16 protein-coding genes are annotated in these 23,386 nt (G+C 69.9%); 14 read left to right on the top strand and 2 right to left on the bottom strand.

What is annotated here, in order from left to right:
* The first annotated feature begins 3 nt into the window (after positions 1-3).
* From ABZ930_RS15740 to ABZ930_RS15720, 5 genes are all read left to right on the top strand, one after another.
* Positions 4-1,293, top strand: a complete 1,290-nt coding sequence (locus tag ABZ930_RS15740; RefSeq protein ID WP_361547583.1) for a sugar ABC transporter permease — start codon at positions 4-6, stop codon at positions 1,291-1,293.
* 181 nt (positions 1,294-1,474) lie between these two features.
* Entirely contained in the window at positions 1,475-3,406 is a 1,932-nt protein-coding gene (gene dxs, locus ABZ930_RS15735) for a 1-deoxy-D-xylulose-5-phosphate synthase (protein WP_361547515.1), read from the top strand.
* Positions 3,407-3,549: 143 nt separating this feature from the next.
* Positions 3,550-5,100, top strand: coding sequence for an amino acid permease (locus ABZ930_RS15730; protein WP_361547512.1), 1,551 nt, complete (start codon positions 3,550-3,552; stop codon positions 5,098-5,100).
* 71 nt (positions 5,101-5,171) lie between these two features.
* Positions 5,172-6,647, top strand: a complete 1,476-nt coding sequence (locus ABZ930_RS15725; protein WP_361547509.1) for a glycosyltransferase family 39 protein — start codon at positions 5,172-5,174, stop codon at positions 6,645-6,647.
* A 147-nt stretch (positions 6,648-6,794) separates the two neighbouring features.
* Complete coding sequence (locus ABZ930_RS15720) at positions 6,795-7,916, top strand: hypothetical protein (RefSeq protein WP_361547506.1); 1,122 nt, start codon at positions 6,795-6,797, stop codon at positions 7,914-7,916.
* A gap of 88 nt (positions 7,917-8,004) precedes the next feature.
* On the opposite strand, the gene ABZ930_RS15715 is transcribed toward ABZ930_RS15720, so the two are convergent.
* Positions 8,005-9,108 (bottom strand): LCP family protein, encoded by a 1,104-nt coding sequence (locus ABZ930_RS15715; protein ID WP_361547503.1) that lies wholly within the window; start codon positions 9,106-9,108, stop codon positions 8,005-8,007.
* 440 nt (positions 9,109-9,548) lie between these two features.
* On the opposite strand from ABZ930_RS15715, the gene ABZ930_RS15710 reads away from it, so the two are divergent.
* From ABZ930_RS15710 to ABZ930_RS15670, 9 genes are all read left to right on the top strand, one after another.
* Positions 9,549-11,183, top strand: coding sequence for a stealth family protein (locus tag ABZ930_RS15710; RefSeq protein ID WP_361547500.1), 1,635 nt, complete (start codon positions 9,549-9,551; stop codon positions 11,181-11,183).
* 15 nt (positions 11,184-11,198) lie between these two features.
* Entirely contained in the window at positions 11,199-12,809 is a 1,611-nt protein-coding gene (locus tag ABZ930_RS15705; protein WP_361547497.1) for a sugar phosphotransferase, read from the top strand.
* 161 nt (positions 12,810-12,970) lie between these two features.
* Positions 12,971-14,569 (top strand): stealth family protein, encoded by a 1,599-nt coding sequence (locus ABZ930_RS15700; protein ID WP_361547494.1) that lies wholly within the window; start codon positions 12,971-12,973, stop codon positions 14,567-14,569.
* Positions 14,566-16,662, top strand: coding sequence for a glycosyltransferase family 4 protein (locus ABZ930_RS15695; RefSeq protein WP_361547491.1), 2,097 nt, complete (start codon positions 14,566-14,568; stop codon positions 16,660-16,662). Before ABZ930_RS15700 ends, ABZ930_RS15695 begins: the two co-directional genes overlap by 4 nt.
* Positions 16,663-16,675: 13 nt before the next feature.
* Positions 16,676-18,070 carry a GDSL-type esterase/lipase family protein gene (locus ABZ930_RS15690; RefSeq protein WP_361547488.1) on the top strand — a complete coding sequence of 465 codons (1,395 nt, stop codon included), beginning with the start codon at positions 16,676-16,678 and terminating at the stop codon, positions 18,068-18,070.
* A 100-nt stretch (positions 18,071-18,170) separates the two neighbouring features.
* Entirely contained in the window at positions 18,171-18,977 is an 807-nt protein-coding gene (locus tag ABZ930_RS15685; protein ID WP_361547485.1) for an endonuclease/exonuclease/phosphatase family protein, read from the top strand.
* A 74-nt stretch (positions 18,978-19,051) separates the two neighbouring features.
* Positions 19,052-20,284: a hypothetical protein gene (locus tag ABZ930_RS15680; protein ID WP_361547482.1), complete on the top strand. Its 1,233-nt coding sequence runs from the start codon at positions 19,052-19,054 to the stop codon at positions 20,282-20,284.
* A gap of 94 nt (positions 20,285-20,378) precedes the next feature.
* A complete protein-coding gene (locus ABZ930_RS15675; RefSeq protein WP_361547479.1) occupies positions 20,379-22,031 on the top strand; it encodes a phosphodiester glycosidase family protein in 1,653 nt (550 codons plus the stop codon).
* A 92-nt stretch (positions 22,032-22,123) separates the two neighbouring features.
* Complete coding sequence (locus ABZ930_RS15670) at positions 22,124-23,023, top strand: endonuclease/exonuclease/phosphatase family protein (RefSeq protein ID WP_361547476.1); 900 nt, start codon at positions 22,124-22,126, stop codon at positions 23,021-23,023.
* Here ABZ930_RS15670 and ABZ930_RS15665 read toward each other — a convergent pair.
* Entirely contained in the window at positions 23,020-23,376 is a 357-nt protein-coding gene (locus ABZ930_RS15665; protein ID WP_361547473.1) for an NTP pyrophosphohydrolase, read from the bottom strand. The two genes, ABZ930_RS15670 and ABZ930_RS15665, sit on opposite strands and share 4 nt — an antisense overlap.
* Between the last annotated feature and the right edge of the window lie 10 nt (positions 23,377-23,386).

The following is a 23,386-nucleotide window of genomic DNA, read 5'->3' as shown; positions in this document are numbered from 1 at the left end:
AACGTGAGCACCGACAAGACCGACGCCTCGCAGGCCCCGGTGGACGCGGCTCCCGTGGCCGCCGGCGCGTCCGTCGCCGCCGTCGACCCCCGCCTCCTCGTGCGCGAGCAGGGCTTCGCGGGGTACGTCAGCGAGTTCAAGCGCAAGATCAAGGGTGGTGACCTGGGTGCGATACCCGTCGTCATCGGCCTGATCGTCATCTGCGCGATCTTCCAGAGCCTCAACTCGGCGTTCCTCGGCGCGGAGAACCTGAACAACATCTTCGTCGCCATGGTGGCCACCGGCATGATGTCGGTCGGCATCATCTTCGTGCTGCTGCTCGGCGAGATCGACCTCTCGGTCGGCTCCGTCTCCGGCGTCTCCTCGGCGATCACCGCCGTCCTGAGCGTCACGCACGGCATGAACGAGTGGCTCGCCGTCCTCGTCTCGCTCGCCGCGGGTGCGGTCATCGGCGCCCTGCACGGCTTCTTCTTCGCCCGCGTCGGCGCCCCCGCGTTCGCCGTCACCCTGGCCGGCCTGCTGTTCTGGAACGGCTTCATGCTCCAGATCCTGGGCTCCAACGGCACGATCAACCTCGACAGCGACGGCGTGGTCGGCAAGCTCACCACGTACTACTTCTCGGACGTCGCCGCCGCCTACGGCCTGGCCCTCATCGCGGTCCTCGCCTACTTCGTGCCGAGCTTCCTCGCCAACCGCCGCCGCGAGGCCGCGGGCATCCCGTCCCGCCCGCTGAGCGACCTGCTGGTGCGTACGGTGCTGCTGGCCGTCGGCGTCTTCGGCGTCGCGGTCATCTTCAACAACTACAAGGGCCTGCCGCTCGCGGTGCTGCTCTTCGGCATCGTCCTCGTCGGTTCGGACTTCGTGCTGCGCCGCACCTCCTACGGCCGCAAGGTCTTCGCGCTCGGCGGCAGCGTCGAGGCGTCGCGCCGTGCCGGTATCAACGTGACGGCGGTCCGCATCTCGGTCTTCGCCATCGCGGGCCTCTTCGCGGCGGTCGGCGGCCTCTTCTGGGCCTCCAAGATCGCGGCGGCCAACCAGGGCGCCGGCTCCGGCGACCTCCTGATGAACGTCATCGCCGCGGCCGTCATCGGCGGCACCAGCCTCTTCGGTGGCCGGGGCCGCACCTGGAACGCGCTCCTCGGTGTGCTGGTCATCACCTCGATCCAGTACGGCCTGGCCCTCCAGGGCATCGCCACCCCGATCCAGTACATGATCACCGGTGGTGTGCTTCTCGCCACGGTCGTCATCGACTCGGTCACCCGCAAGACCCAGAAGTCGGCAGGCCGTGCCTGACCCCTTCTGAGCTGGGATTCCCGGACTGACTGTGCCCGGTGTCAACGGTGACGCCGGGCACAGTCATGCCCCGAACGCACGGCCCGGACGCCGCTCGCAACGGCGGAACATTAGACTCGACAGACCCGGCAAGCTCGAACAGCTCAACCAGCTACTACAGCTCTACTGCAAGGAGGCACGGGTGCCGCTGCTGACCCGCATCACGGGACCGCGCGATCTGGACCGGCTCAGCCTGGAGCAGCTGGACCAGCTGGCAGGAGAGATCCGGACCTTCCTCGTCGACGCGGTATCCAAGACCGGCGGCCACCTCGGGCCGAACCTCGGCGTGGTCGAGCTCACCATCGCCCTGCACCGGGTCTTCGAGTCGCCGCAGGACAAGATCCTCTTCGACACCGGCCACCAGTCCTACGTGCACAAGCTGCTCACCGGCCGCCAGGACTTCTCCCGGCTGAAGATGAAGGGCGGCCTCTCCGGCTACCCCTCGCAGGCCGAGTCCGAGCACGACGTCATCGAGAACAGCCACGCCTCCACGGTCCTCGGCTGGGCCGACGGCATCGCCAAGGCGAACGAGCTGCGCCGCACGGACGACCACGTCGTCGCGGTCATCGGCGACGGCGCGCTGACCGGCGGCATGGCCTGGGAGGCGCTGAACAACATCGCGGCCGCCAAGGACCGCCCCCTGGTGATCGTCGTCAACGACAACGAGCGCAGCTACGCGCCGACCATCGGCGGCCTCGCGAACCACCTGGCGACCCTGCGCACCACGGACGGCTACGAGCGCTTCCTGGCCCGCGGCAAGGACCTCCTGGAGCGCACCCCGGTCGTCGGCAAGCCCCTCTACGAGACGCTGCACGGCGCCAAGAAGGGCCTCAAGGACTTCATCGCCCCGCAGGGCATGTTCGAGGACCTCGGCCTGAAGTACGTCGGCCCCATCGACGGCCACGACATGGAGGCCCTGGAGTCGGCGCTGATCCGCGCCAAGCGCTTCGGCGGCCCGGTGATCGTGCACTGCCTCACCGAGAAGGGCCGCGGCTACCGCCCGGCCCTGGAGGACGAGGCCGACCGCTTCCACGGCATCGGCCCCATCCACCCCGACACCGGCCTGCCGATCAAGGCCGCGGGCGCCGACTGGACCTCCGTCTTCGGCGACGAGATGCTCAAGCTCGGCCAGGAGCGCGAGGACATCGTCGCGATCACCGCGGCCATGCTCCAGCCGGTCGGCCTGGACAAGTTCGCCAAGGCCTTCCCCGACCGCGTCTACGACGTCGGCATCGCCGAGCAGCACGGCGCGGTCAGCGCGGCGGGCCTCGCCACCGGCGGCCTGCACCCGGTCTTCGCGGTCTACGCGACGTTCCTCAACCGTGCCTTCGACCAGGTCCTGATGGACGTCGCCCTGCACAAGTGCGGAGTGACGTTCGTGCTGGACCGGGCGGGCGTCACCGGCACCGACGGCGCCTCGCACAACGGCATGTGGGACATGTCGCTGCTCCAGGTCGTCCCCGGCATCCGGATCGCCGCGCCGCGCGACGCCGACCAGGTCCGCGCCCAGCTGCGCGAGGCCGTCCAGGTCGAGGACGCGCCCACGGTCGTGCGCTACTCCAAGGGCGCGGTCGGCCCGGCCGTCGAGGCGGTCGGCACGGTCGGCGGCATGGACGTCCTGCGCGAGCCGGGCCCCGACGCGGCTGCCCGCCCGGACGTCCTCCTGGTCTCCGTCGGCGCCCTCGCGCCCATGTGCCTGGAGATCGCCGACCTGCTCGACAAGCAGGGCATCACCACGACCGTCGTCGACCCGCGCTGGGTCAAGCCGGTCGACGAGGCGATGGCCCCGCTCGCCGAGCGCCACCGCGTCGTCGTCACCGTCGAGGACAACTCCCGCGTCGGCGGTGTCGGCTCCTCGGTCGCGCAGGCCCTGCGCGATGCGGGCGTCGACGTGCCGCTGCGCGACTTCGGCATCCCGCCGCGCTTCCTCGACCACGCCTCCCGCAAGGAGGTCATGGCGGAGATCGGCCTGACCGCCCCGGACATCGCGCGCCAGGTCACCGGCCTGGTCTCGAAGCTGGACGGCCGCCGCGAGGCCTCCGTCGCCGAGGAGATGGAGCCGGCGCGGGACTGACGTCCGTAGCGACCGCATGGGCCGGTCGAGCCTCCTTCGGGTGGTTCGACCGGCCCATTCGCGTGAATAGCCGTGACTGACCGGGTATCCGGTGGCTACTCGTCCCGATCATGTCGGGACCGAGGACCGAGCCGCATGGAGGTATGCCGGTGACCACGCAGCCAGACTCAGGCCCAGAGCCGGGTACGCGACGGACGAGCGGCCTGTTGCGCACCAAGTCCATCGAGCAGTCCATCAGGGACACCGAGGAGCCGGAGCACCAGCTCAAGAAGTCCCTCTCCGCACTCGACCTCACCGTCTTCGGCGTCGGCGTCGTGATCGGCTCCGGCATCTTCGTCATCACCGGCACCGCCGCCACCGACTACGCGGGCCCGGCGGTGACCATCGCCTTCGCGGTCGCGGCCGTCGTCTGCGCCCTCGCCGCGCTCTGCTACGCCGAGTTCGCCTCGACCGTCCCGGTCGCCGGCTCCGCGTACACCTTCGCCTTCGCCTCGCTCGGCGAGTTCCCGGCCTGGATCATCGGCTGGGACCTGATCCTCGAACTGGCACTGGGCTGCGCCACCGTCGCCGTCGGCTGGTCCGGCTACGTCCAGTCGCTCCTCGACAGCTGGGGCATCCCGCTGCCCGAGGCGCTGCGCGGGCCGGGGGAGGGCAGCGGCTTCACCTTCAATCTCGCCGCGTTCCTGCTCGTCCTCGCGGTCATGACGGTCGTCGTCCTCGGCATGAAGCTGTCCGCCTGGGTCACCTCCGCGGTCGTCGCCATCAAGGTCACCGTCGTCCTGATCGTGATCGCGGTCGGCGCCTTCTTCATCACGGGCTCCAACTACGACCCGTACATCCCGCCGAGCAAGCCCACCGAGGGCGGCTCGGGCCTGTCGCAGACCCTCCTGGAGGGCATCGCCGGGTTCACCCCGTCGAACTTCGGCATCATGGGCATCTTCACCGCCGCGGCCGTCGTCTTCTTCGCCTACATCGGCTTCGACGTCGTCGCCACGGCCGCGGAGGAGACCCGCAACCCGCAGAAGGACGTGCCGCGCGGCATCCTCGGCTCCCTCGCCATCTGCACCGTCCTGTACTGCGCCGTCGCCGTCGTCGTCACCGGCATGCAGAACTACAAGGACCTCGACCCGGAGGCGCCCCTCGCGGAGGCGTTCAAGGCGGTCGGCCACCCGTTCTGGGCGGGCGTCATCTCCTTCGGCGCGGTCGTCGGCCTCACGGTCGTCTGCATGATCCTGCTGCTCGGCCAGAGCCGGGTCTTCTTCGCGATGAGCCGGGACGGACTGCTGCCGCCCGTCTTCAGCGCCGTCCACCCCAGGTTCCGCACGCCGTACCGCTCGACCATCATTCTCGGGGTGCTCACCGCGTTCGTCGCGGGCTTCGTCTCTCTGACGGAGCTGTCGAAGCTGGTCAACATCGGCACCCTGTTCGCCTTCGTGATCGTGGCCATCGGCGTGCTCATCCTGCGCCGCACCCGGCCCGATCTGCCGCGCGCCTTCAAGGCCCCGTGGGTGCCCGTGCTGCCGATCGCGTCGGTGGCGTGCTCGGTGTGGCTGATGCTGAACCTGTCGGTGGAGACCTGGCTGCGGTTCGCGATCTGGATGGTCGTCGGCGTGATCATCTACTTCGCGTACGGGCGACGGCACAGCCGCGCCGCGGAGGGCGCCGAAGCCCTGGGGGCCGACAACTCCCGGTAACCGGCAATCCCTTGCCTCGGCCCCGTATGTTCCGCTTCGGCGGGAACTGCGGGGCCGGATAGTTTGGCGTGATGCTCACCCAGGCGCCGCAGCCGCTACCGTCCGTGTCCGACGTCCGCCGCGCCGCCCCGCACTCCGGCCCCACCGGCCGCCCCGGCTACTGGAGACGGCTGCTCCCGCTGCTCGCCCTCCTCGCCTGTGCCACCCGCCTGCCGTCCTTCGCGCGGCCGCTGTGGAACCCCGACGAGGGCTATCTCGCCGTCCAGGCACGGATGTTGGCGCACGGCGGCGCGCTGTACGAGTCGGTCGTCGACCGCAAACCGCCGTTCCTGCCCTGGCTGTACGAGGCGGTGTTCGCCCTCTTCGGTTCGCAGTCGCTCACCCCGCTCAAGTGGTGTGCCGTGGCGGCGCAGTTGGTGACGGCGGTGCTGCTCGCGTCGACCGCCCGGCGCCGCTGGGGCGACGGCGCCGGACGCACGGCGGGCGTGCTGTACCTGCTGATCTCCGTCGGCCTCAACCCGGAGGACGCGCAGGCCGCGACCTTCGAGGTGTTCATGCTGCCGTGGACGGCGGCGGCCGTGTGGTGCGCCGACCGGCGCCGCTGGGGCTGGTGCGGCGCGGCCGTCGCGGGCGCCTTCCTCACCAAGCAGACCGGCGCGGCCGTCCTGATCCCGGTGGCCTGGACGCTGTGGCGGTGCGGGGCGCCGCGGGCGGCTGTGGTGCGGTGCGCGGTGGGCGTGACGGCACCGGTCCTCGCGGCGGCCTGCGCCACCGACCCGGCCGGCTTCCTGTTCTGGACGGTGACCGGCTCGGGCGCGTACGCCTCCTTCACCGGCTCCGAACTCCACGTCCTCGTACGGGGGTTGGTGAACGCGGCGATCCTGGGAGTCGCCTGCGCGGGCATCCTGCCGCCGATCGTCCGTGTGCTGCGCCTCGCCCGCACCGGCCACGGCGACCTGTGGCTCTGGCTCGGCTCGTCGGGCGTCGCGGTCCTGGCCGGCTTCCACTTCTTCGGCCACTACTACCTGCAACTCACCCCGCCCCTGGCCCTCCTGGGCACCGCGGCGCTCCAGATCCTGCCGCGCGAACGCGCCGTGGACGCCCTCCTCGTCTCCGCCTGCTGCTGCGCCCTCTTCATCGGCTGGGGCCTGCTCGCCCCGCGCCCCGACCTCGCCCACGCCCAACGGGTCGCCGACGCGGTGCGGGCCCGCACGCTCCCCAGCGAGCCGGTCCTGATCTGGGGCATGCACCCGGAGACGTACTGGCTGGCCGACCGCCCCCCGGCCACCCGCTTCCTGACCGCCGGCCTGCTCACCAACTACAGCGGCGGCCGGGACGGCCCGCGGGTGGGGGAGCGGTGGGCCGTCCCGGGCACCTGGCACACCTTCCGCACCGAGTTCGCGGCCCGGCCGCCGGGGCTCGTGGTGGACGACTCACGGGGCGGTCCGTACGGGGTGGGGCGGGTGGGGGCGGTGCGGCGGATGCTCGGTTCGTACGAGGAGGTTGCGCGGGTGGACGGGGCGGTGGTGTACCGGCGCCGGGGCTGAGACCGGTCGATGTTCAGGGAGCCGCACACAGGAAGACCCCACCTTGTTCACCGGGCGGCCACTCTATGATGGGACCGCTCGGTGCGCACACAGGTTCGGAAAACGTGATCGACGGCGCCCGTGAGCAGGGAAGGGACAGGTCACGTCATGCGGACCGGATCCGGGCGCGGCGCCGCCCGAGACAGAGTGACTCTCGACACGGAGCGTACGTCGGAGCCCCGTCAGCGGGCCGAAGGTCCCGTCGACGGCCGCTGGCTCGTGCTCGGCAAGGACGGTCGGCTGACCGCCTACGCACGTACCGCGAGCGCACTGCTGCGGTGGACGGAGCAGAGGCCGGGAGGCCCGGAGTGGGACGGCCCCGAGGCGTTCCCGGTGGCCGGGCTGACCCACCTCTCCGTCGCCCAGGGCGCCGATACCTACGTGCACTTCGTCGGCCGCCGCGAGGTGCGCAAGGGGGAGGGCGCTCCTGTGGTCGACATCGTCCATGCCATCCAGTACCAGACGGGGCGCGCCGTCACCGAGTGGCGCTCGCTGGGCAACCCGCACAAGGACCAGGCCAAGGCCGTCCGTCTCGGCATACCCGCAGCGGCGATCAGCTCGTCCGGCACCGTGTACGTCTTCACACGCAATGCGGGGGGCGGGGTCATGCTGCGCCGGGAACTGCCGGGCGGCAAGTGGGGTCCCTGGACCGATCTCAAGGGCAGCCAGGCGCAGGATCCGATGGCTCTGGTGGCTCACTCCTCCGGTCATGTGGAGGCGATGGTTCCAGGGAAGGATGTCGTCATGCGGTGGGTCCAGGACCAGCCCGAGGGCGATTTCCGCCAGGCTCCCAACATCCCGGTCGCCGTGGCCCGCGGTAGCGCGGTGGCGCTGGAGACGGCGCCCGGCCGGACCACGTACTTCTGGACCGACCCCACGACGGGAGGTCTCGCGGCGCACCGTCCGGGCAGTTGGGTGTTCCCGCTCGGCGGTGCCCCGGACGACAGCCCCGTGGCCGCGCTGCGGACCGTGCTGGACGGCTACGACTGCACGGTGCTGGCCCACCGGGATGTCCAGGGCCAGGTCATGCTGTCGGCCTTCGGCACGGAGAACGAGCAGGCGGGCGCGTGGTGGTCGGCCACGGGTGAGCGGTGCACAGGGGCCCCGGGGCTGGCGCGGGACGCGCACGGGAGGGTCGTGCTCGGCATGATCGGCGCCGACGGAGCGCTCCACATCGCGCGGCAGACCGGGCACGGAGGCTTCGAGATGGCCCGGTCGGAGCGCGTCTGAGGCGGCGCCGTCGGCCGGTCCGCGGCCGCGCGACGTGAGGAGGGGGTGGACCCGGCGGGTCCACCCCCTCCTCACGTGTCCGTGCCCCTCAGTTCGTCGTTCCTCCGCCGGCCGGTGACTTCTTCGCCGACTCGGGGATCTCCTCGCCCGTGCGCAGCGCCTTCCACAACTGCGTGGCCTGCGGCTCGGCGGCGACGACCCGGTTGGGGTCGGCGGTGTCGTACTGCACCGGGAGCATGATCGTCTCCATCGTCTCCGGGTCGACGCCCTTGAGGCTGCGGCCGAACTCTGCGAGCGCCTTGAGGTTCGCGAGCTCCGAGTCGGTGGTCAGCGAGGCGGTGAGGCTGTCCGCGATCTTGTACGACTTGGTGGGGCTGCCGAGCAGGTCCTGCTTCTTGATCTCGCTCAGCAGGGCGATCATGAACTGCTGCTGGAGACCGATGCGGCCGAGGTCGCTGCCGTCACCGATGCCGTGCCGGGTGCGGACGAACGCGAGGGACTCGGTGCCGTCGAGCTTGTGGGTGCCCTTGGTCAGGTCGAGCCCGCTGGACTTGTCGTGGATCGCCTGGTCGACGGTGACGTTCACGCCGCCGATGGCGTCGACGAGGTCCTTGAAGCCCGCGAAGTCGATCTCCATGAAGTGGTCGAGGCGGACCCCGGACATCTTCTCGACGGTCTTGACCACACAGGCCGGACCGGCCAACGAGTAGACGGAGTTGAACATCACGCGCTTCGCCGACGGCAGGGTGGTGCCGTCGGTCTTGGCGCACTCGGGGCGGGTGACGAGGGTGTCGCGCGGGATGCTGACGGCCGTGGCCTGCTTGCGGCCCTCGGGTATGTGCATCACGAGGGCGGTGTCCGAGCGGGCGCCCGAGACGTTGCCTGTCTTCAGCTTCGCGTTGGCGCCGGCCCGCGAGTCCGAGCCGAGGACCAGCACGTTCGTACCGCTGGTCGGCAGCTTCTCGGGGCGGTCGGTGCCGATCGCCTTGTCGAGGTCGACGCCGTCGATGTTGCCGTTGAGGTTGCTGTAGAGCCAGTATCCGGTGCCGCCCGCGGCGAGCACGACGAGCACGAGCGCCAGCAGAATCCACCGCCAGACACGACGGCGTTTCTGCGGCTTCCCCTTGCGGCGCCCGCCGGGCGCGCGCCTGGATCTCTGGTTCTCCTGCGGCTCCGTCAGGGCGTGCGTCATGCCGCGTTGTCCTCTCTCACAAGTGGCTCGGTGCGTGCGACACCGGCCCGGGATGGTGACGGGCGTGGGGGCCACGAGTGGGGGGAGAGGCCGGGCCGTGGGCCGGCCGAAGGGCCGTGCTGTCTTCGAACTATAGACCGGCTCTGTTGTCGAACGGGGCTGGAGAGGCCTTATGTCCGAATTGATCAAAGTTGCGCAAGTTATAACTGCTGTTGACATCAAGGTAAGAGAATGGTGAAGATGTGCGCGACCTTTGATGGGTTTATTCATTCGTTTTACGACCGAATACGACATCTCGTAGTTGGTCTGTGAGTGGTCGCAGTTCGAGCCGGGGGGCACGAGGGCGTGCGATCGCTGTGGCTCGTCCATGCCCCTTCGGGCAGACGAGAAGAGGAGGGTTGCCAGGTGCTGCCTGTGCGTTTCCGTGAAGGGCGGCGGCCGTGACCACCTTCTCCGAACCTGCGGTTCGGGGGACGGGGCCCGCTCCTACCGCACTGTCGAACCCGTCGGCCGGCGCCGCTCCGCGTATCGCCGCGCCGCGGTCGACCACGGCACCCTCCGGCGAGCACTCCGACGTCTACGTCGAGCAGGACCTGACCCCGCTGGCGGCCCGCGAAGCCAACCGGCGCGCCCTCACCTCACTGCTGGACACAGCGGGTGTGCCGCACTTCACGGTCCGCGGCACCTCGGATCACGGCACGACCGTCGCCGTCGCCGATCACCACCGCGAGCAGGCCCTCGCCGCGATCTTCCAGGGGCTCGGCCACTATCCCGGTCACCTGAGCGTGATCGACCCCGACGCCCTCCGCACCGCCAAACCCGTCTCGTCGCGCGACCCCCGTGCCTGGCGCGACGTCTCCGACGCCCGGATCGTCCAGGTCAGCTGGTACCGCACCGATCCCGGACGACACCTGCTCCTCGGCCACGAGTACGGCTGCGCGGTCGAGTTCTGGCAGCAGCAGGGCACGTATCTGATCGCGCCGCGTGCCAACCGGGCCACCTGGGCGGTGGCGGCCGACGGAGTCAATGTGCTCGGCGCCGCCCGGCTGTTCAGCCGCTTCGTCTCCGACTGGACGGACCCGCGCTTCGCCCCCGCACTGCCCACCCGGCCCGAGTTCCTGGTCAACAGTGCCGACGACATCACTTTCCCGGTCGACGCCGTGTACACCTGGGTCGACGGCAACGACCCGGTCTGGCAGCGTCGCAAGGCCACGGCGAAGGGCGAGGCCTATCACGCCGAGTCCGCGAGCGACGCGCGGTTCATCAGCCGCGACGAGCTGCGGTACTCGGTTCGTTCCCTGCACCTGTTCGCGCCGTGGATACGGAACATCTACATCGTCACCGACGACCAGGTTCCGCCGTGGCTGCGCGAGGACATTCCGGGATTGCGGATCGCCTCGCACCGGGAGATCTTCCACAACCCGGCCGACCTGCCGACGTTCAACTCGCACTCCATCGAGAGCCAGTTGCACCACATCGAGGGACTGGCCGAGCACTTCCTCTACTTCAACGACGACATGTTCATGGGGCGCCCCGTCGCCCCCCACGCGTTCTTCACCCCCAGCGGCGTCGCCCGCTACTTCCCGTCCCGCAACCGCATTCCGCAGGGCCCGGTCGTCGAGACCGACACCCCCGTCGACGCGGCGTGCAAGAACAATCGTGCGCTCCTGTACGAGCGATTCGGGCGTGTCATCACGCAGCCGATGGAACACATTCCGTACGCGCTGCGCCGGTCGTCGATGGAGGAGGCCGAGCGGGACTTCCCCGAAGCCTGGGCGCGCACATCGGCCAGCCGGTTCCGGGCGATGACCGACCTCTCGCCCACCTCGTCCTTCGCCCTCTACTACGCGGCGCTGCAAGGCCGGGGGCAGCCGGGTTCGATGCCCTTCACCTATCTGCAACTCGCGGTGCCCGACCTGGCCGACCGGCTGCAAAGGCTCCTCGACGGCCGTGACCAGGACTCCTTCTGCCTCAACGACGCCTTCTCCACCCCCGAGGACATCGAGGCCCAGCAAGAACTCCTGGACGGCTTCCTCACTTCCTATTTCCCGACCCCAAGTCCCTACGAGCGATGAGACGGAGTTCCTGACGTGGCAGACCAGACGTCACTGAGCTCCGCGGCTCATGTCTACCGACGCCTCGTCCCGCAGCCGGTGCGCTCCGTCGCCGCCACCACGGTCCCGGGGCGCGTCCGGCGCAAGGTCAAGCGCTCGCTCGCACAGACCCTCGTCCGCCGCGAGGCCCGGCTGCACCGGCGCGCCCTGCAGCGCGTCCGCAAGGCCGGGCTGGGCAGCTCCGAGGCGCGGGTCGACGCGCCGGACGGCCGGATCGGGCATCTGCACACCGGCCTCAGCGTCGACCTCGCCCGCCGGCTCGACCACGACCTGGTCACCCAGGCCCTGGACGCGGCCGGTGTCCCGTGGTTCGCGGTACCCGCCCTCGACGACCGGCGCATCGCGCTGGCCGTGGACCAGCGGGACAAGGGCGCGGTTCGGCGATCCCTGCGAGCCCTGCTGGAGGAGCACACCGGATACGTGGTGTCGGTGTCGCCGGCCAACAGCGACACCGAGATGATCCCCGGCAGCCATGTGAAGGCGTGGAAGCACTTCGGCAGGGCCCGGGTCATCCGCCTGGTCTGGCTGCGCACCGAACCCACCGGCAACCTGTGGGTCGGTGAGGACCAGGGCATCGAGATCGAGTTCTGGACCGTCAACAACGACCTGCCGCAGGAACGCCTCATCGGCCCTCGGCCCAACCGGGTCCAGCGTGCCGTGCCCGCGGACGCGCCCGGCGTCGACATCGGTCTGGACCGCCTCTCGGGCTACTGCGACGTCGACGGCGACCTGGAACCGACGGTCACCCTGGAGGATTTCGACGTTCCACGGCTCGAAGAGATCACCTTCCCGGTCGACATGGTCGTGCTGTGGCAGCACGCCACCCCCTGGGGCGAGGAACTGCTGCGCGCCGCGCTGCGCTCGATCCACCAGTACGCCCCCTGGACGGACGTCGTCCACGTGGTCGCCCAGGCCCCGGTGCCCGGATGGGTGCGCGCCGACGAACGGCTCACGGTCGTGCCCGCAGGCCCGGGAGCCGAATGGCGGCTGCACGAACTCCCCGACATCGCGGAGCATTTCGTGCTGCTGCGCCCCGGTGCCCTCTTCGGCCGTCCGGTGCGGCCGTTCGACTACTTCGGACCCCACGGCGTCACCCGTCCCCGCAAGGGCCGGTGGACCGCCGAGGAATCGTTCGCTCCATGGACCCGCGCCGCGTACGCGGCGACCATGAGGGTCACCGCACACAGCTACGCGGGTGGACCCCAGCCCCACCGCTGCGTGACCCTTGATCACCTTGGCGGGGCGGGCATCACCGTGCCCCCGGTCTTCGACGGCCAGGCCGTGGCCATGGTCCCCGGTGGTCACCCGATGGACAGTCTGCTCCACCACATCGCGTACGCCTCGGGACTGGCCGACCCGTCCGGCGAGACATCGACGACGCTGCACGCCGCCCTGCCCGGCATCGAGCACCGCCTGAACCGGATGCTCGTCCGCAGGGACACCCAGCAGATCCAGTTCTACGGCTTGGGGGACGCGCATGCCCTCCAGGGCGGAACCGAGGCCGTCAGCCGCTTTCTGCGCCGTTACTACCCCGTCCCCAGCATCTTCGAGTACGGGGTACCCAAGGAGTCGGACAACCAGTCGTGAGCATGGGAAATCCCGAGGCGTCAGCGGTCGTGGGGGCCTACCGCACCCTTGTCCCCAGAGGTCTGCGACGCCAGGTCGCACGCCGTGTACCGGCACGCCTGCGGAGCGGACTGAAACAGGTCCTCCGGCACCTCCAGGCGACGACTCTGATCGCGCGGCTCGTGCGGACCAGGCAGGCGCGTCGGCGCTGGCCCCACCTGTTCAACACGGACGAGCGGCTCGCCGTCCTGGCCGGCCACGGCAAGCAGATCGCGCTCATCCGGCCGACCGTGTCACCACTCGGACTGCGCGAGGCCAATCTCGAACTCGTCTCCACCCTCCTGGAAGAAGCGGGCGTCGACTACTTCGCCGTACGCGGCGACTCCGAGTTCCGATCTTGTCTGGCCGTGGCCGAGGCTGACCGGGACCGCGTGGCGCACGCCCTGATGCGCACCGCCGACACCGGCCCCGTCTACGTCAGCGCCTGCCGAGGCGATGTGGCGGTGGGCCGCAGGGCCCTGTGCGCCTCCAAGCACGGGCAGCAACTGGTGCGCACCGCTTCGGTGCTGCGTACCGGCATGGTGTGGAGCGATCCCGCGGCCTCACTCGTACTGGGTCTCGCGCACGGCTGCGACATCGAGTTCTGGCAGTTGCGGGAGGGCCGTCTGGTGGCGCCCCGGCCCAACCGCGTCACCGAGGACGTAGCCTTCGACGAGCCGCGGGTCACCGTTCCCGTCAGCAGACTCACCGCTTTCGCGGCCCTGCACACCCGCCGCACCCGGTCCGTGCGCACCATCGCGCCGTGCGCCGACGCGCTGCCCGAGGACGTCCGCTTCCCCATCGACGTCGTCTATACCTGGGTCGACGGCAACGACCCCGCGTGGCAGCGCCGCCGGGCCGCGTACGGAGAGGGCGGCTACCACACGGAGTCCGCGAACGCCGCGCGCTACATCAGCCGTGACGAACTGCGCTACTCCCTGCGCGCGTTGGAGCAGAACGCCCCCTGGGTGCGCCACGTCTACGTGGTGACCGACCGGCAGCGCCCGTCCTGGCTCACCGACCGTCATCCGCGCATCAGCGTGGTCGACCACTCGGAGATATTCGACGAGGCCGACGCGCTGCCGACCTTCAACTCCCATGCCATCGAGAGCCGGCTGCACCACATCAAGGGGCTGTCCGAGCACTTCCTCTACTTCAACGACGACATGTTCCTCGGCCGTCCCGTCACCCCGGGTGACTTCTTCCTCTCCAACGGCATGACCAGGACGTTCCTGTCGCCCTCTCAGGTACCGCGGTGGGAGCGGACGCTGGGGGACCGGCCGGTGGACGCCGCGGGCAAGAACAACCGCCGTCTCATCCATGACAACTTCGGCTCGTCTCTCGTCCAGAAGATCCGGCATGCCCCCTACGCGCTGCGTCGCAGCGTGCTCCAGGAGATAGAGCACGAGTACGCCGAGGCGCACCGGCAGACGTCCCGGAGCCGGTTCCGCAGCGCGGACGACATTTCGATCCCGTCGTCGCTCTACCACTACTACGCCTACTTCACCGGCCGGGCCGTCCCCTCCGAGATCACCTTCGCCTACCTCGACCTGGCCCGCCCCGAGATCCAGCGTCGTCTCGGCATCCTGCTGGCCCGTCGCGACCGGAAGGCCTTCTGCATCAACGACACGCTCTCCGACGGCCATGACACGGCCCGGCAGACGGCGATGCTGCGCCGATTCCTCGACGGCTATTACCCCGTGCCCAGCCCGTTCGAGCGCAAGGAGGGCGAGGTCCGGTGAAGATCTCCTTTCTCATCAACAACATCTACGGGATCGGCGGCACCAACCGCACGGTGATCAACCTCGCGGAGGCCCTCGCCGTCCACCACGACGTCGAGATCGTGTCGGTGTTCAGGCGCACCAACATCACCAAGTTCGAGATCTCCCCCAGGATCACCGTCCGAGCTCTGATCGACCTGCGCCCCGGCTCCGCGGACCGTTCGGCCGCGGGCAGCGATCAGCCCAGTGACGTGGTGCCGCGCCAGGAGGAGTACTACGCGCAGTACAGCAAGTTCACCGACCAGCGCATCATCCGCGATCTGGAGCGCACCGACGCGGACGTCGTCGTCGGCACCCGCCCCAGTCTCAACCTGTTCGTCGCCCGGTACACCCGGGACGGCGCGCTGCGGGTCGCCCAGGAGCACATGACGCATCTGGCCATTCCCCCCGCCGTGCGCGCTGAGATGGCCCGGGTCTACCCGCGCCTCGACGCGATCACCACGGTCACCGACGCCGACGCCCACTCCTTCATGGAGAACACCCCGGTTCCCGGTATCCCGGTCGTCGGCATCCCCAACAGCGTGCCCAAGCCGTCCGTGGAGCCCTCCGACTGCAGGGGCAAGGTCGTCGTCAGCGCCGGCCGCATGCACCACATCAAGCGCTACGACCTGCTCATCAGGGCGTTCGCGGCACTCGCAGACGAGTTCCCCGACTGGCAGCTGCGCATCTACGGCGACGGCGGCGAGGCAGGGAAGCTGCGAGCCCTGGTCACCGAACTCGGCCTGACCGGGCGGGCGCTGCTCATGGGCGGCTTCTCGCCGATCGAGTCCGAGTGGGCCAAGGGATCCATCGCGGCGGTCACTTCGAGCGCCGAGTCGTTCGGCATGACCCTCGTCGAGGCCATGCGGTGCGGGCTGCCCGTGGTCTCCACGGACTGCCCGGTCGGACCGCGCGAGATCCTCGCCCACGGGGAGGACGGATTCCTCGTGCCCAACGGTGACGTGGACGCGATCGCCTGGGGGCTGCGGCGCCTGATGGAGAACGACGCGCTGCGCGAGGCCATGGGCACAGCCGCGCTGCACAACGCGGCCCGTTTCGACCCCGCCGCGGTGGCGGACACCTACGTTCGGCTCTTCGAGGACGCGGCCCGCCGCCGTGCGGCAGCGGAGCGTGGCTACCGCCAGCCGGCCCGAGCCCGCCGGGACACGCACGCGGTGGCCACGGTGCCCCCGAAGTCCATCGGCGCGACCACCGTGAACGTCACCACGGACGAGGAAGGCCGGCTGCGGTTCAGTGCCGACGGCCCGGCCGAGGGCAGGCACCGCTGGCAGTTCGTCCTGCGGGACAAGCCCTCCGACGGCCACGCGCGGCCCAAGCTGCCTCTGACGACCGAGCGTGCCTTCCTGGACAACGGGGGGACCCGTTACACCGCCTCCCTCGATCCCAGTGCCCTCGACCGGCTGGGCGACGGCCGCTGGCAGGTGACCATGGACTCCACGAAGATCTCGGGGGTCCACATGAAGGCCGGACTGCGCGACACGAGGTCCCTGATCGTGGCACGTGAGCGGCTGATGGCCCGGCCGGGCGCCCATCGGCTCGGCTGGAACCTCCCGTACGCACAACCCAACGGCCGACTGATGCTCCGTACCGTGCTGCGCGAACAACACGCCGAATGCGTCGGTGTCGAGGTGACGGACACCGCCATCCACGTCGAGGGCGTGCTGTGCGGCAGCGCCGTGCTCAGGCAGGGCGCACGGTTCGTCGTCAGCCGCCGAGGACGGCACGGAACGAGCTTCTCGGTACCGGTCCGGCTGCTGGGCAGCAGACGTTTCAAGGCTGAGCCGCCGATCGAGGCCGTGGTCGAGCGACGGCTCGAACGCTGGGAGGACTGGGACTGGTGGCTGCAGCCGGATCCGGAACTCCGGCACAAGATCCGCGTCTGCCACCTCCTCGAGGACTTCCCCGACGTCAAGAGCGCGTACGCGTACCCACCGGTGCCGCTCGCGGGCGAGGAGTCCTCCCCGTACGCCGTGGTGCATCCCCAGCGCCCCGTCTGGGTGCGGCCCTACTGCTCGGCCTCGGGAGCCATGGCCATGAACGTCGTCGACCGCTAGGGGCGGATGAGAGATGAAGCGGACCGTATTCGTGCTCGGAGACTCCGTCCCGGCACCGCGCACGGACGCCGAAGCACCCATGGCGGGCTGGGGGCAGAAGATCGGGGAGTTGCTCGCGAGCCACTTCGATGTCGCCAACTACGCGCGCAGCGCGATGACGACGCGCAAGTACTTCACCGAGCGCTTCCCCGCGATGCTCAACCGAATGCAGCGGGGCGACGTCGTCCTGATCGGCTTCGGCTACGTGGACCACATGATCCACAACGGCACGCGATACGTGCCGGTTCCCGAGTACCAGGAGTTGCTGCGCCTCTTCGTGACGTACATCCATGGAGAGGGCGGGATACCCGTCCTGGTCACTCCGATGGCGCGCTACGCGTTCTCCGAGCACGGTGAGGTGCTCAACACACTCGGCCACTACCCGCGTGCCATGGCCGACGTCGCGGCCCGGCTCGGAGTGCCCCTGGTCGATCTGACCTCCCGGACCATGCAACTGTGGGCGCAGCTCGGGCCGACCCGACTGCGTCAGTACTTCTGCTGGACGGACCCGGGCGAGCACCCGCTGCATCCGGACGGCACGATCGACTCCACTCACCTGAACCACACGGGGGCCTTCGAGGTGGCCCGGCTGATCGTGGCCGAACTCTGCAACCTGGGTGTCCTCGACAAGTCCGAGGTGGACGTCGCGGCTCTCAGAGAACCTCCGATGATGCCGCCGGTCTCCGGCGAATTCACCGTTCAGTCCCCGGAGTCGGCGCTCCGGTTCACCCAGCGGACCGGTCCCGCACCGGTGATCACCAAGCCGGCTCCCGGTGGCGTCGCGGGCCCGATGGCGAAGTTCTCCGGCAGTTGTGTGCCCGGCACGGAGTACCTCCTCTTCTTCGAACAGGGCCGCTACCTCGGTGGCACCGGTGTGGGCGGCGCAGGGCAGTGGAGCTGGCGCCGGTCGGTGAGCTGGTCCGCGGGTGATCACCTCGTCCAGGGCGTCGCGCTGCGCGGGGACGCGGTCTCGGAGATTACGGAGCACGGCTTCACCGTGCGCACCGACGTGCCGAGTCCGGTTGTCACGGCACCCGTGGAGGGAGCGTTCACCGGCCCCCGACCTCGCTTCTCCGGCAAAGTGCAGGCGGGTGTCACCAAAGTGGTGATCATGGAGCGCGGTGTGCTCATCGGTGCCACAGGGGTCGACGACGAGGGAGAGTGGGCGTTCACGCACGCCCATGCCTGGCGCCCGGGAACCCACACCATCGAGGTGATCGCCCTGTTCGGCGCGACCGAGTCGGCCCCGGCACCGCGTACGTTCAAGGTCGTCGGTGTCCCGCAGGACAGCCCGATCAGGTCGGCCGGTGCCACCCGCCACGACTGTGCCGGACTGTGCGAGCACAGGCCGTTCACCGGGGATTTCTGAGGAAGGCGTTGCGGCGGTGCCGTTGAGGCGCGGAGAGGGAGAAGCGGCGACGCGCGGGAAGTTGGCCCCGTGGATCGGGTCCGGGACAGGTGTGCTGCTCGTGCTCGCCGCTCTGCTGTGGGTGCTCCCGAGTGAGAAGGACTCCACGGCGTCGGAGCCGCGGACCGTCCGCGTCGTCCAGTACAACCTCTGCGGGGCGGCACACGCCTGCCCGTGGAACTCCGGGCGATCCGGACGTGGGACGTCGGTCGCCCGGTTGGTGAAGGAGACGGTCGCGTTCAAAGCGGACGTGGTCACGGTGAACGAGGTGTGCCTCACCCAGTACGCCGAGCTCAAGCGGCAACTCTCCCGGGCACGCTGGCCGATGGACGGCACCTACGCCTCGGCGCAGGACAACGTGCCGGCGTGCGGACCCACGGGCCGGTTCGGAAGCGCGGTCCTCAGCCGCGGGAACGTACCCGACGGCCGGCAGGACTACCGCCGCTTCGTGCACTCCGGAGGCGAGACCTACGTCAACGGTGGCCGCACGGTGTCGGTCCGACGAGGTCTGCTCTGCGCCCACACCCGGTTCGGAGGCAAGCCTTTGACGGCCTGCACGGCTCACACGTACAGCCGCGCGCCGGAGCAGTTGCGGGAGATTCGCGACTGGACGGACACGTTCCCGTCGAAGGTGCCGGTGGTGCTCGCCGGGGACCTCAATCTGCCGCCGGACGCGCCCGCTCTTCGCTGCCTCATCACACGGTTCACGGAAGCCGACCACGCGAAAGCCGGACCCACTGCCGACGGCCGGAAGATCGACTACCTCTTCGCCAGGAGCGACCACGTGCGGTCCTCCGGCGCGGAGACGGTCAAGTATCCCGAGTCCGACCACTCCCTGATGCGGGGATGGTTCGTCCTCACCCGCTGACCGCAAGCATGATGTGATCATTTCGCAATGCTCAGGGGTGCAACGTGTGAAGAGATCGGGAAGTCGGAGGGGGCGTGAGAGTCTTCCTGGCCCGATGGGCGCTGAGCATCCTGGTCCTGTCCGTCGCCACGAGCGGTGCCGCCGTCGGTCCCGCCGTGGCGGACGCGAACAGCCCGAAGCTGGTGGTGGGCGGCGACCAGCCGGCGACCAGACCGGCCGTCGGCGATACGCGGCCGCTTCCCGTCGCCTTCCGCAACGTCGGCAAGGCATCCGCGAGCGGCGTGCTGATGGTCTTCCGCTTCACCGAGGGCAGCGAACCGTCCCGGCGGTTCGCCAACTGCGCCTATGGCGAGGGGCGTGGCGCCGGGGAGCGGCACATCGCGCTGTGCTCCTTCGACGTGACCGTCCCGCCGGGCGGTGAGTTCCGGCTGCCGGACGAGGCGTCGCTCAAGTTCGGCACCGCCGCCTTCCACGAATTCGCACAGGTCTCCGTCTACGCTGACGCCCCCGGCTTTCTCGCCCAACTGCGAGAAGGGCTCTCACTGGCCGCGGGCAGTGGCCCGGCAATGGAGCTGCGCCCGGTCGACGACCCGTCCGGCCAGGATTACGGCAACGACAGCACCTGGCTCTCGACCTACTACGTGACGAACACCGCGGATCTCTCCGTCACCGGCGCACGGCTCAGCGGCGGTGCCGGTGACGAGGTCGTCGCCGATCTCGTCCTGCGCAACCATGGGCCCGCCTGGCTGGGTGACGCGCAGGACCCGACGGAGTTCGCCTCACTCGAGGTCGAGCTCCCCGACGGAGTCACCGTTGTCGATCAGCCGAAGGACTGCCTGGCCGTGCCGGGACACAGGTATGTGTGCACGCTGGGAGACCTCGCCTCTGACGCCCGGGAGTCCTTCCGGTTCCGGCTGAGGATCGAGAAAACCCTGACGCAGTCGCGAGGCACCGTCCGCGTGCGGCAGGCGGAGTGGTCCGCGTACGACAAGAACGCCGACAACGACTCCGCGGACATCGACTTCATCGTCCCGGACGCGACCCCGGACGCGACCCCGGACGCGACCCCGGGCGCGGATGCCGGAGCCACGGCCGAGCCGGGAACGGGTGGGGGGACCCCCTCCGGTGACGCCTCACCCACCGCCACCGCCACCGCCACCGGCGCCACGTCCTCCGGCGGATCTGCGGGCACGGGCGGACTGGCCTCCACCGGCGCGGGCTCGGCCGCCTGGGGGGTGTCGGCCGCTGCCTTGCTGATCGGCGCAGGCATCGCCGCCCGCGCGGTGACGCGCAGGCGCCGGGCATAGCCGCTCGCCGTCGGCGGACCCGAGCGGCCGTGAGAACCCGCGCCAAGAACAGAACGCCGGTCAGGAAGAAATCAACGATGGAGAGAACGTCCGCATGACGGTACGCAACCGTGGCGGGTCGCCACTCGCTCGCGCTCTGCTGGCCGGGTCCCTGCTCGCGGCAGCGGTGCTCCTGCCACAGGCGCAGACCGGCGCCGCCGACACCGGTCGAATGCCCTTGGGCCCCGACGACGCGGTCACGCAGTACGGCGTGACGCGCACACTCGCGCCCGGGGTGACGTACCAGACCTTCACCCAGGGCGCCGCCACGGATCGCTGGACGGTCTGGGCCCGGACGAAGAGCGGGACGGAGACGTTCGGCAGCAAAGCCGCAGCCGACGCCTTCGCGGCACAGCTCGCCGACGAGGGATTCAGCGGAGTCGTCGACTCCTTCACCGCTCCGGCGTCGGCCGACGGGGACGGCGGACTGTTCGGCTACGGGGTGCGGGTCGGCTCCTTTCCCACGGACCGCAAGGATTCCGCCGACCGCCTGGCGGGCTGGCTGGCGACGGCGGGTTTCGACGGCAGCCGGGTCATCTACACGGCCCTGGACGGTGAGCCCACCACCGGACCCTGGAAAGCACACGTCCTGAGAGTCTCGCCGAGTGCCGCGGTGACGTTCAAAGCGGTCCACGGCGCCTACGTGTCCTCCTCCGAGACGGTGCGGAGCATGGCCACGGCGGAGGGAGCGCTCGCCGCCGTCAACGGCACCGAGTTCGACATCAGTACGTTCCCCGGCTTCCCGGGCTACGAGGGCGTGCCCCAGGGGCTCTACGTCCAGGACAACGTCCTCTTGAGCGCGGCCAACAACGGCCGCACCGCACTGCTCCTGGAAGGCGCGGGTGCCCGCGCCCGCATCGCCGAGGTCACGTCCAGCGTGCAGGTCACGGCGCCCAACGGCGACGTGCGCGTCCTCGACGGCATCAACCGTGCGCCCGGCAGGGTGCTCGGCTGCGGGGGAGTGGGCGGTGACCAGCTCATGATGAACGGCGTCCTGACGCAGACGGACCGCCCCTGGCGCAATCAGCTGTGCACCGACGACAGCGAGATCGTCGTCTTCCGTCCCGAGTGGGGCGCGACGACACCCCCGCCCATCAAGGAGGGTACGAAAAGCGTCGATGTCGTCATGAACGGCAATTGGGTCGTCCGGGAAGTCCGATCTCCGGCGGGCGGCGCCCTTCCGACAGGTAGCAGGGTGCTCCAGGGCATCGGAGAGGGAGCCGACTGGCTCACCGAGCACGCCAAGGTCGGCGCGGCGTTCACACCGGGGGCCTCCATCAAGGACGCGGCCGGGGCCTCCGTCACCAGCCCCACTCTGTCGGCCGTGGCCGGCGGTGGTCCGGCCCTGGTGCGCGACGGGAAGATCTTCCTCAACACCAAGGCCAATGGGATGACCAACTTCTCCTACGGCCCGAACAGCACGATGGTGCAGCGCCACCCACGGAGCATGGCCGGCGTCACCGCATCCGGTGAACTGCTCCTCGTCACGTTCGACGGTCGTGACCCGGCGGTCAGCGTCGGTGTGAGCTGGCCCGAGGCCGCAGAAGTCATGAAGTGGCTGGGGGCGACGGACGCCGTCGGTCTCGGCAACGGCGGCGACGCGACGATGGTCGTGGACGGATCCCTCGTCAACAGTCCGAAGGACGACTGGGGTTCCCGGACGGCCGAGAGAAAGGTGAGTACCGCGGTGGTCGTCGTGCCGAGGTAGCGGCGGCCGCCACGACCATCGGTGCGGTCAGCACGCGCACCCTTCCGCACAACCGAAATGATGAGAACGACGAGAGTGACGAGGACAGGGAAATGCGCGATCTCTTCTCCACCGCGCGGAGGGTTGCGGGTGCGCTGAGCGCTCTGCTGCTCGCCGCCGTCTGCGCGGCTCCCTCCGCGGCGGCAACGGCGGAACCCAAGAACCTGCAGGTCATGTCCTGGAACATGTGCGGATCGCAGCGCGACAGCTGGAACTGTGCGGGCACCGGGACACCGGCGCAGAAGATCGGCGTGGTGAAGTACCACGTGCTGAACAACTACGTGCAAGCAGCACTGCTCCAGGAGGTCTGCGAGGACGATCTCGCACAGCTCATGGGTGAGCTGGGCACGGGCTGGGACGCCAGTTTCCAGCCGTACCAGTGGTCGCAGGCCGGCGTCAGGTGGAACAGCCGGTGCGGCAACGACGACGGGCGCGCGGACCGTATCGGAACGGCTGTCGTGATCAAGGCCGGGATGGCGGACGCGCGGAGCCATCCGCTGACCCAGCCCTGGACCGGCCTGCAGAATCCGTTCCACTGCGCCACCGCGACGTACTGGAACGTGCGGCTGTGCGTCGTGCACGCGGCACGCCTGGGCAGCAATCCGGACCACCCGGACTGGGACTACCGGGACGACCAGTTCGCCGAGATCGAGGGCGTGGTGCGGTCCTTCCCGAAGGTCGTCTTCGGCGGTGACTTCAACTCGCTGTCGCCGGACGATCCGGGCAACGACGCGGCGTGGGTGTGGCCCGCGAACCTGTACTCCAAAGGGCCGGGAACCGACGGATACCTGGAATGCGACCAGGCCGGAACGGAACGGGTGGGGCGCCCTACCCACGACTACGGCGCGAAGATCGACTACCTCTTCAGCAGTGAGCCCCGGCGGTGGTGCGCGGTGGCCGACTCGGCCTACTCGGATCACCACGTCCTGATAGAGAGCGTGAGTGTGGTCTAGCGCCCCGGCGGCCACACCGTCCGCGGCCCCACACACCGCGCCCCCAGCGCCTCCACCCTCCGCCGCAGTTCACGGTCGGCGGTGACCACCACCACGGGACCCTCGGCCCGCTCGACGAAGGCCACGATGTGGTCGTCGCCGCTGCCGGGGGCGGACTCGACTGTCACGCCCGGCACCGACTCCACACCTCGCGCGGCGCCCTCGACGACCAGGACCACCGACGCCCCGGTGCGCTCGGTGTGCCCGGCGAGATGGTCCCGCAGCCGCTCGGCGGCCCCGCGCCGGTCGCGCCACCAGCCGTCCGGCACCGATCCGACGACATTGGCCCCGTCGACCAGCAAGAGTTCGTCCATGGGGACAGGA

This window comes from Streptomyces sp. NPDC046716, assembly GCF_040645755.1.
Taxonomy (GTDB): Bacteria; Actinomycetota; Actinomycetes; order Streptomycetales; family Streptomycetaceae; genus Streptomyces.
The sequence above is the reverse complement of the archived record's forward strand: the minus strand, read 5'-3'. Positions and strand labels throughout refer to the sequence as shown.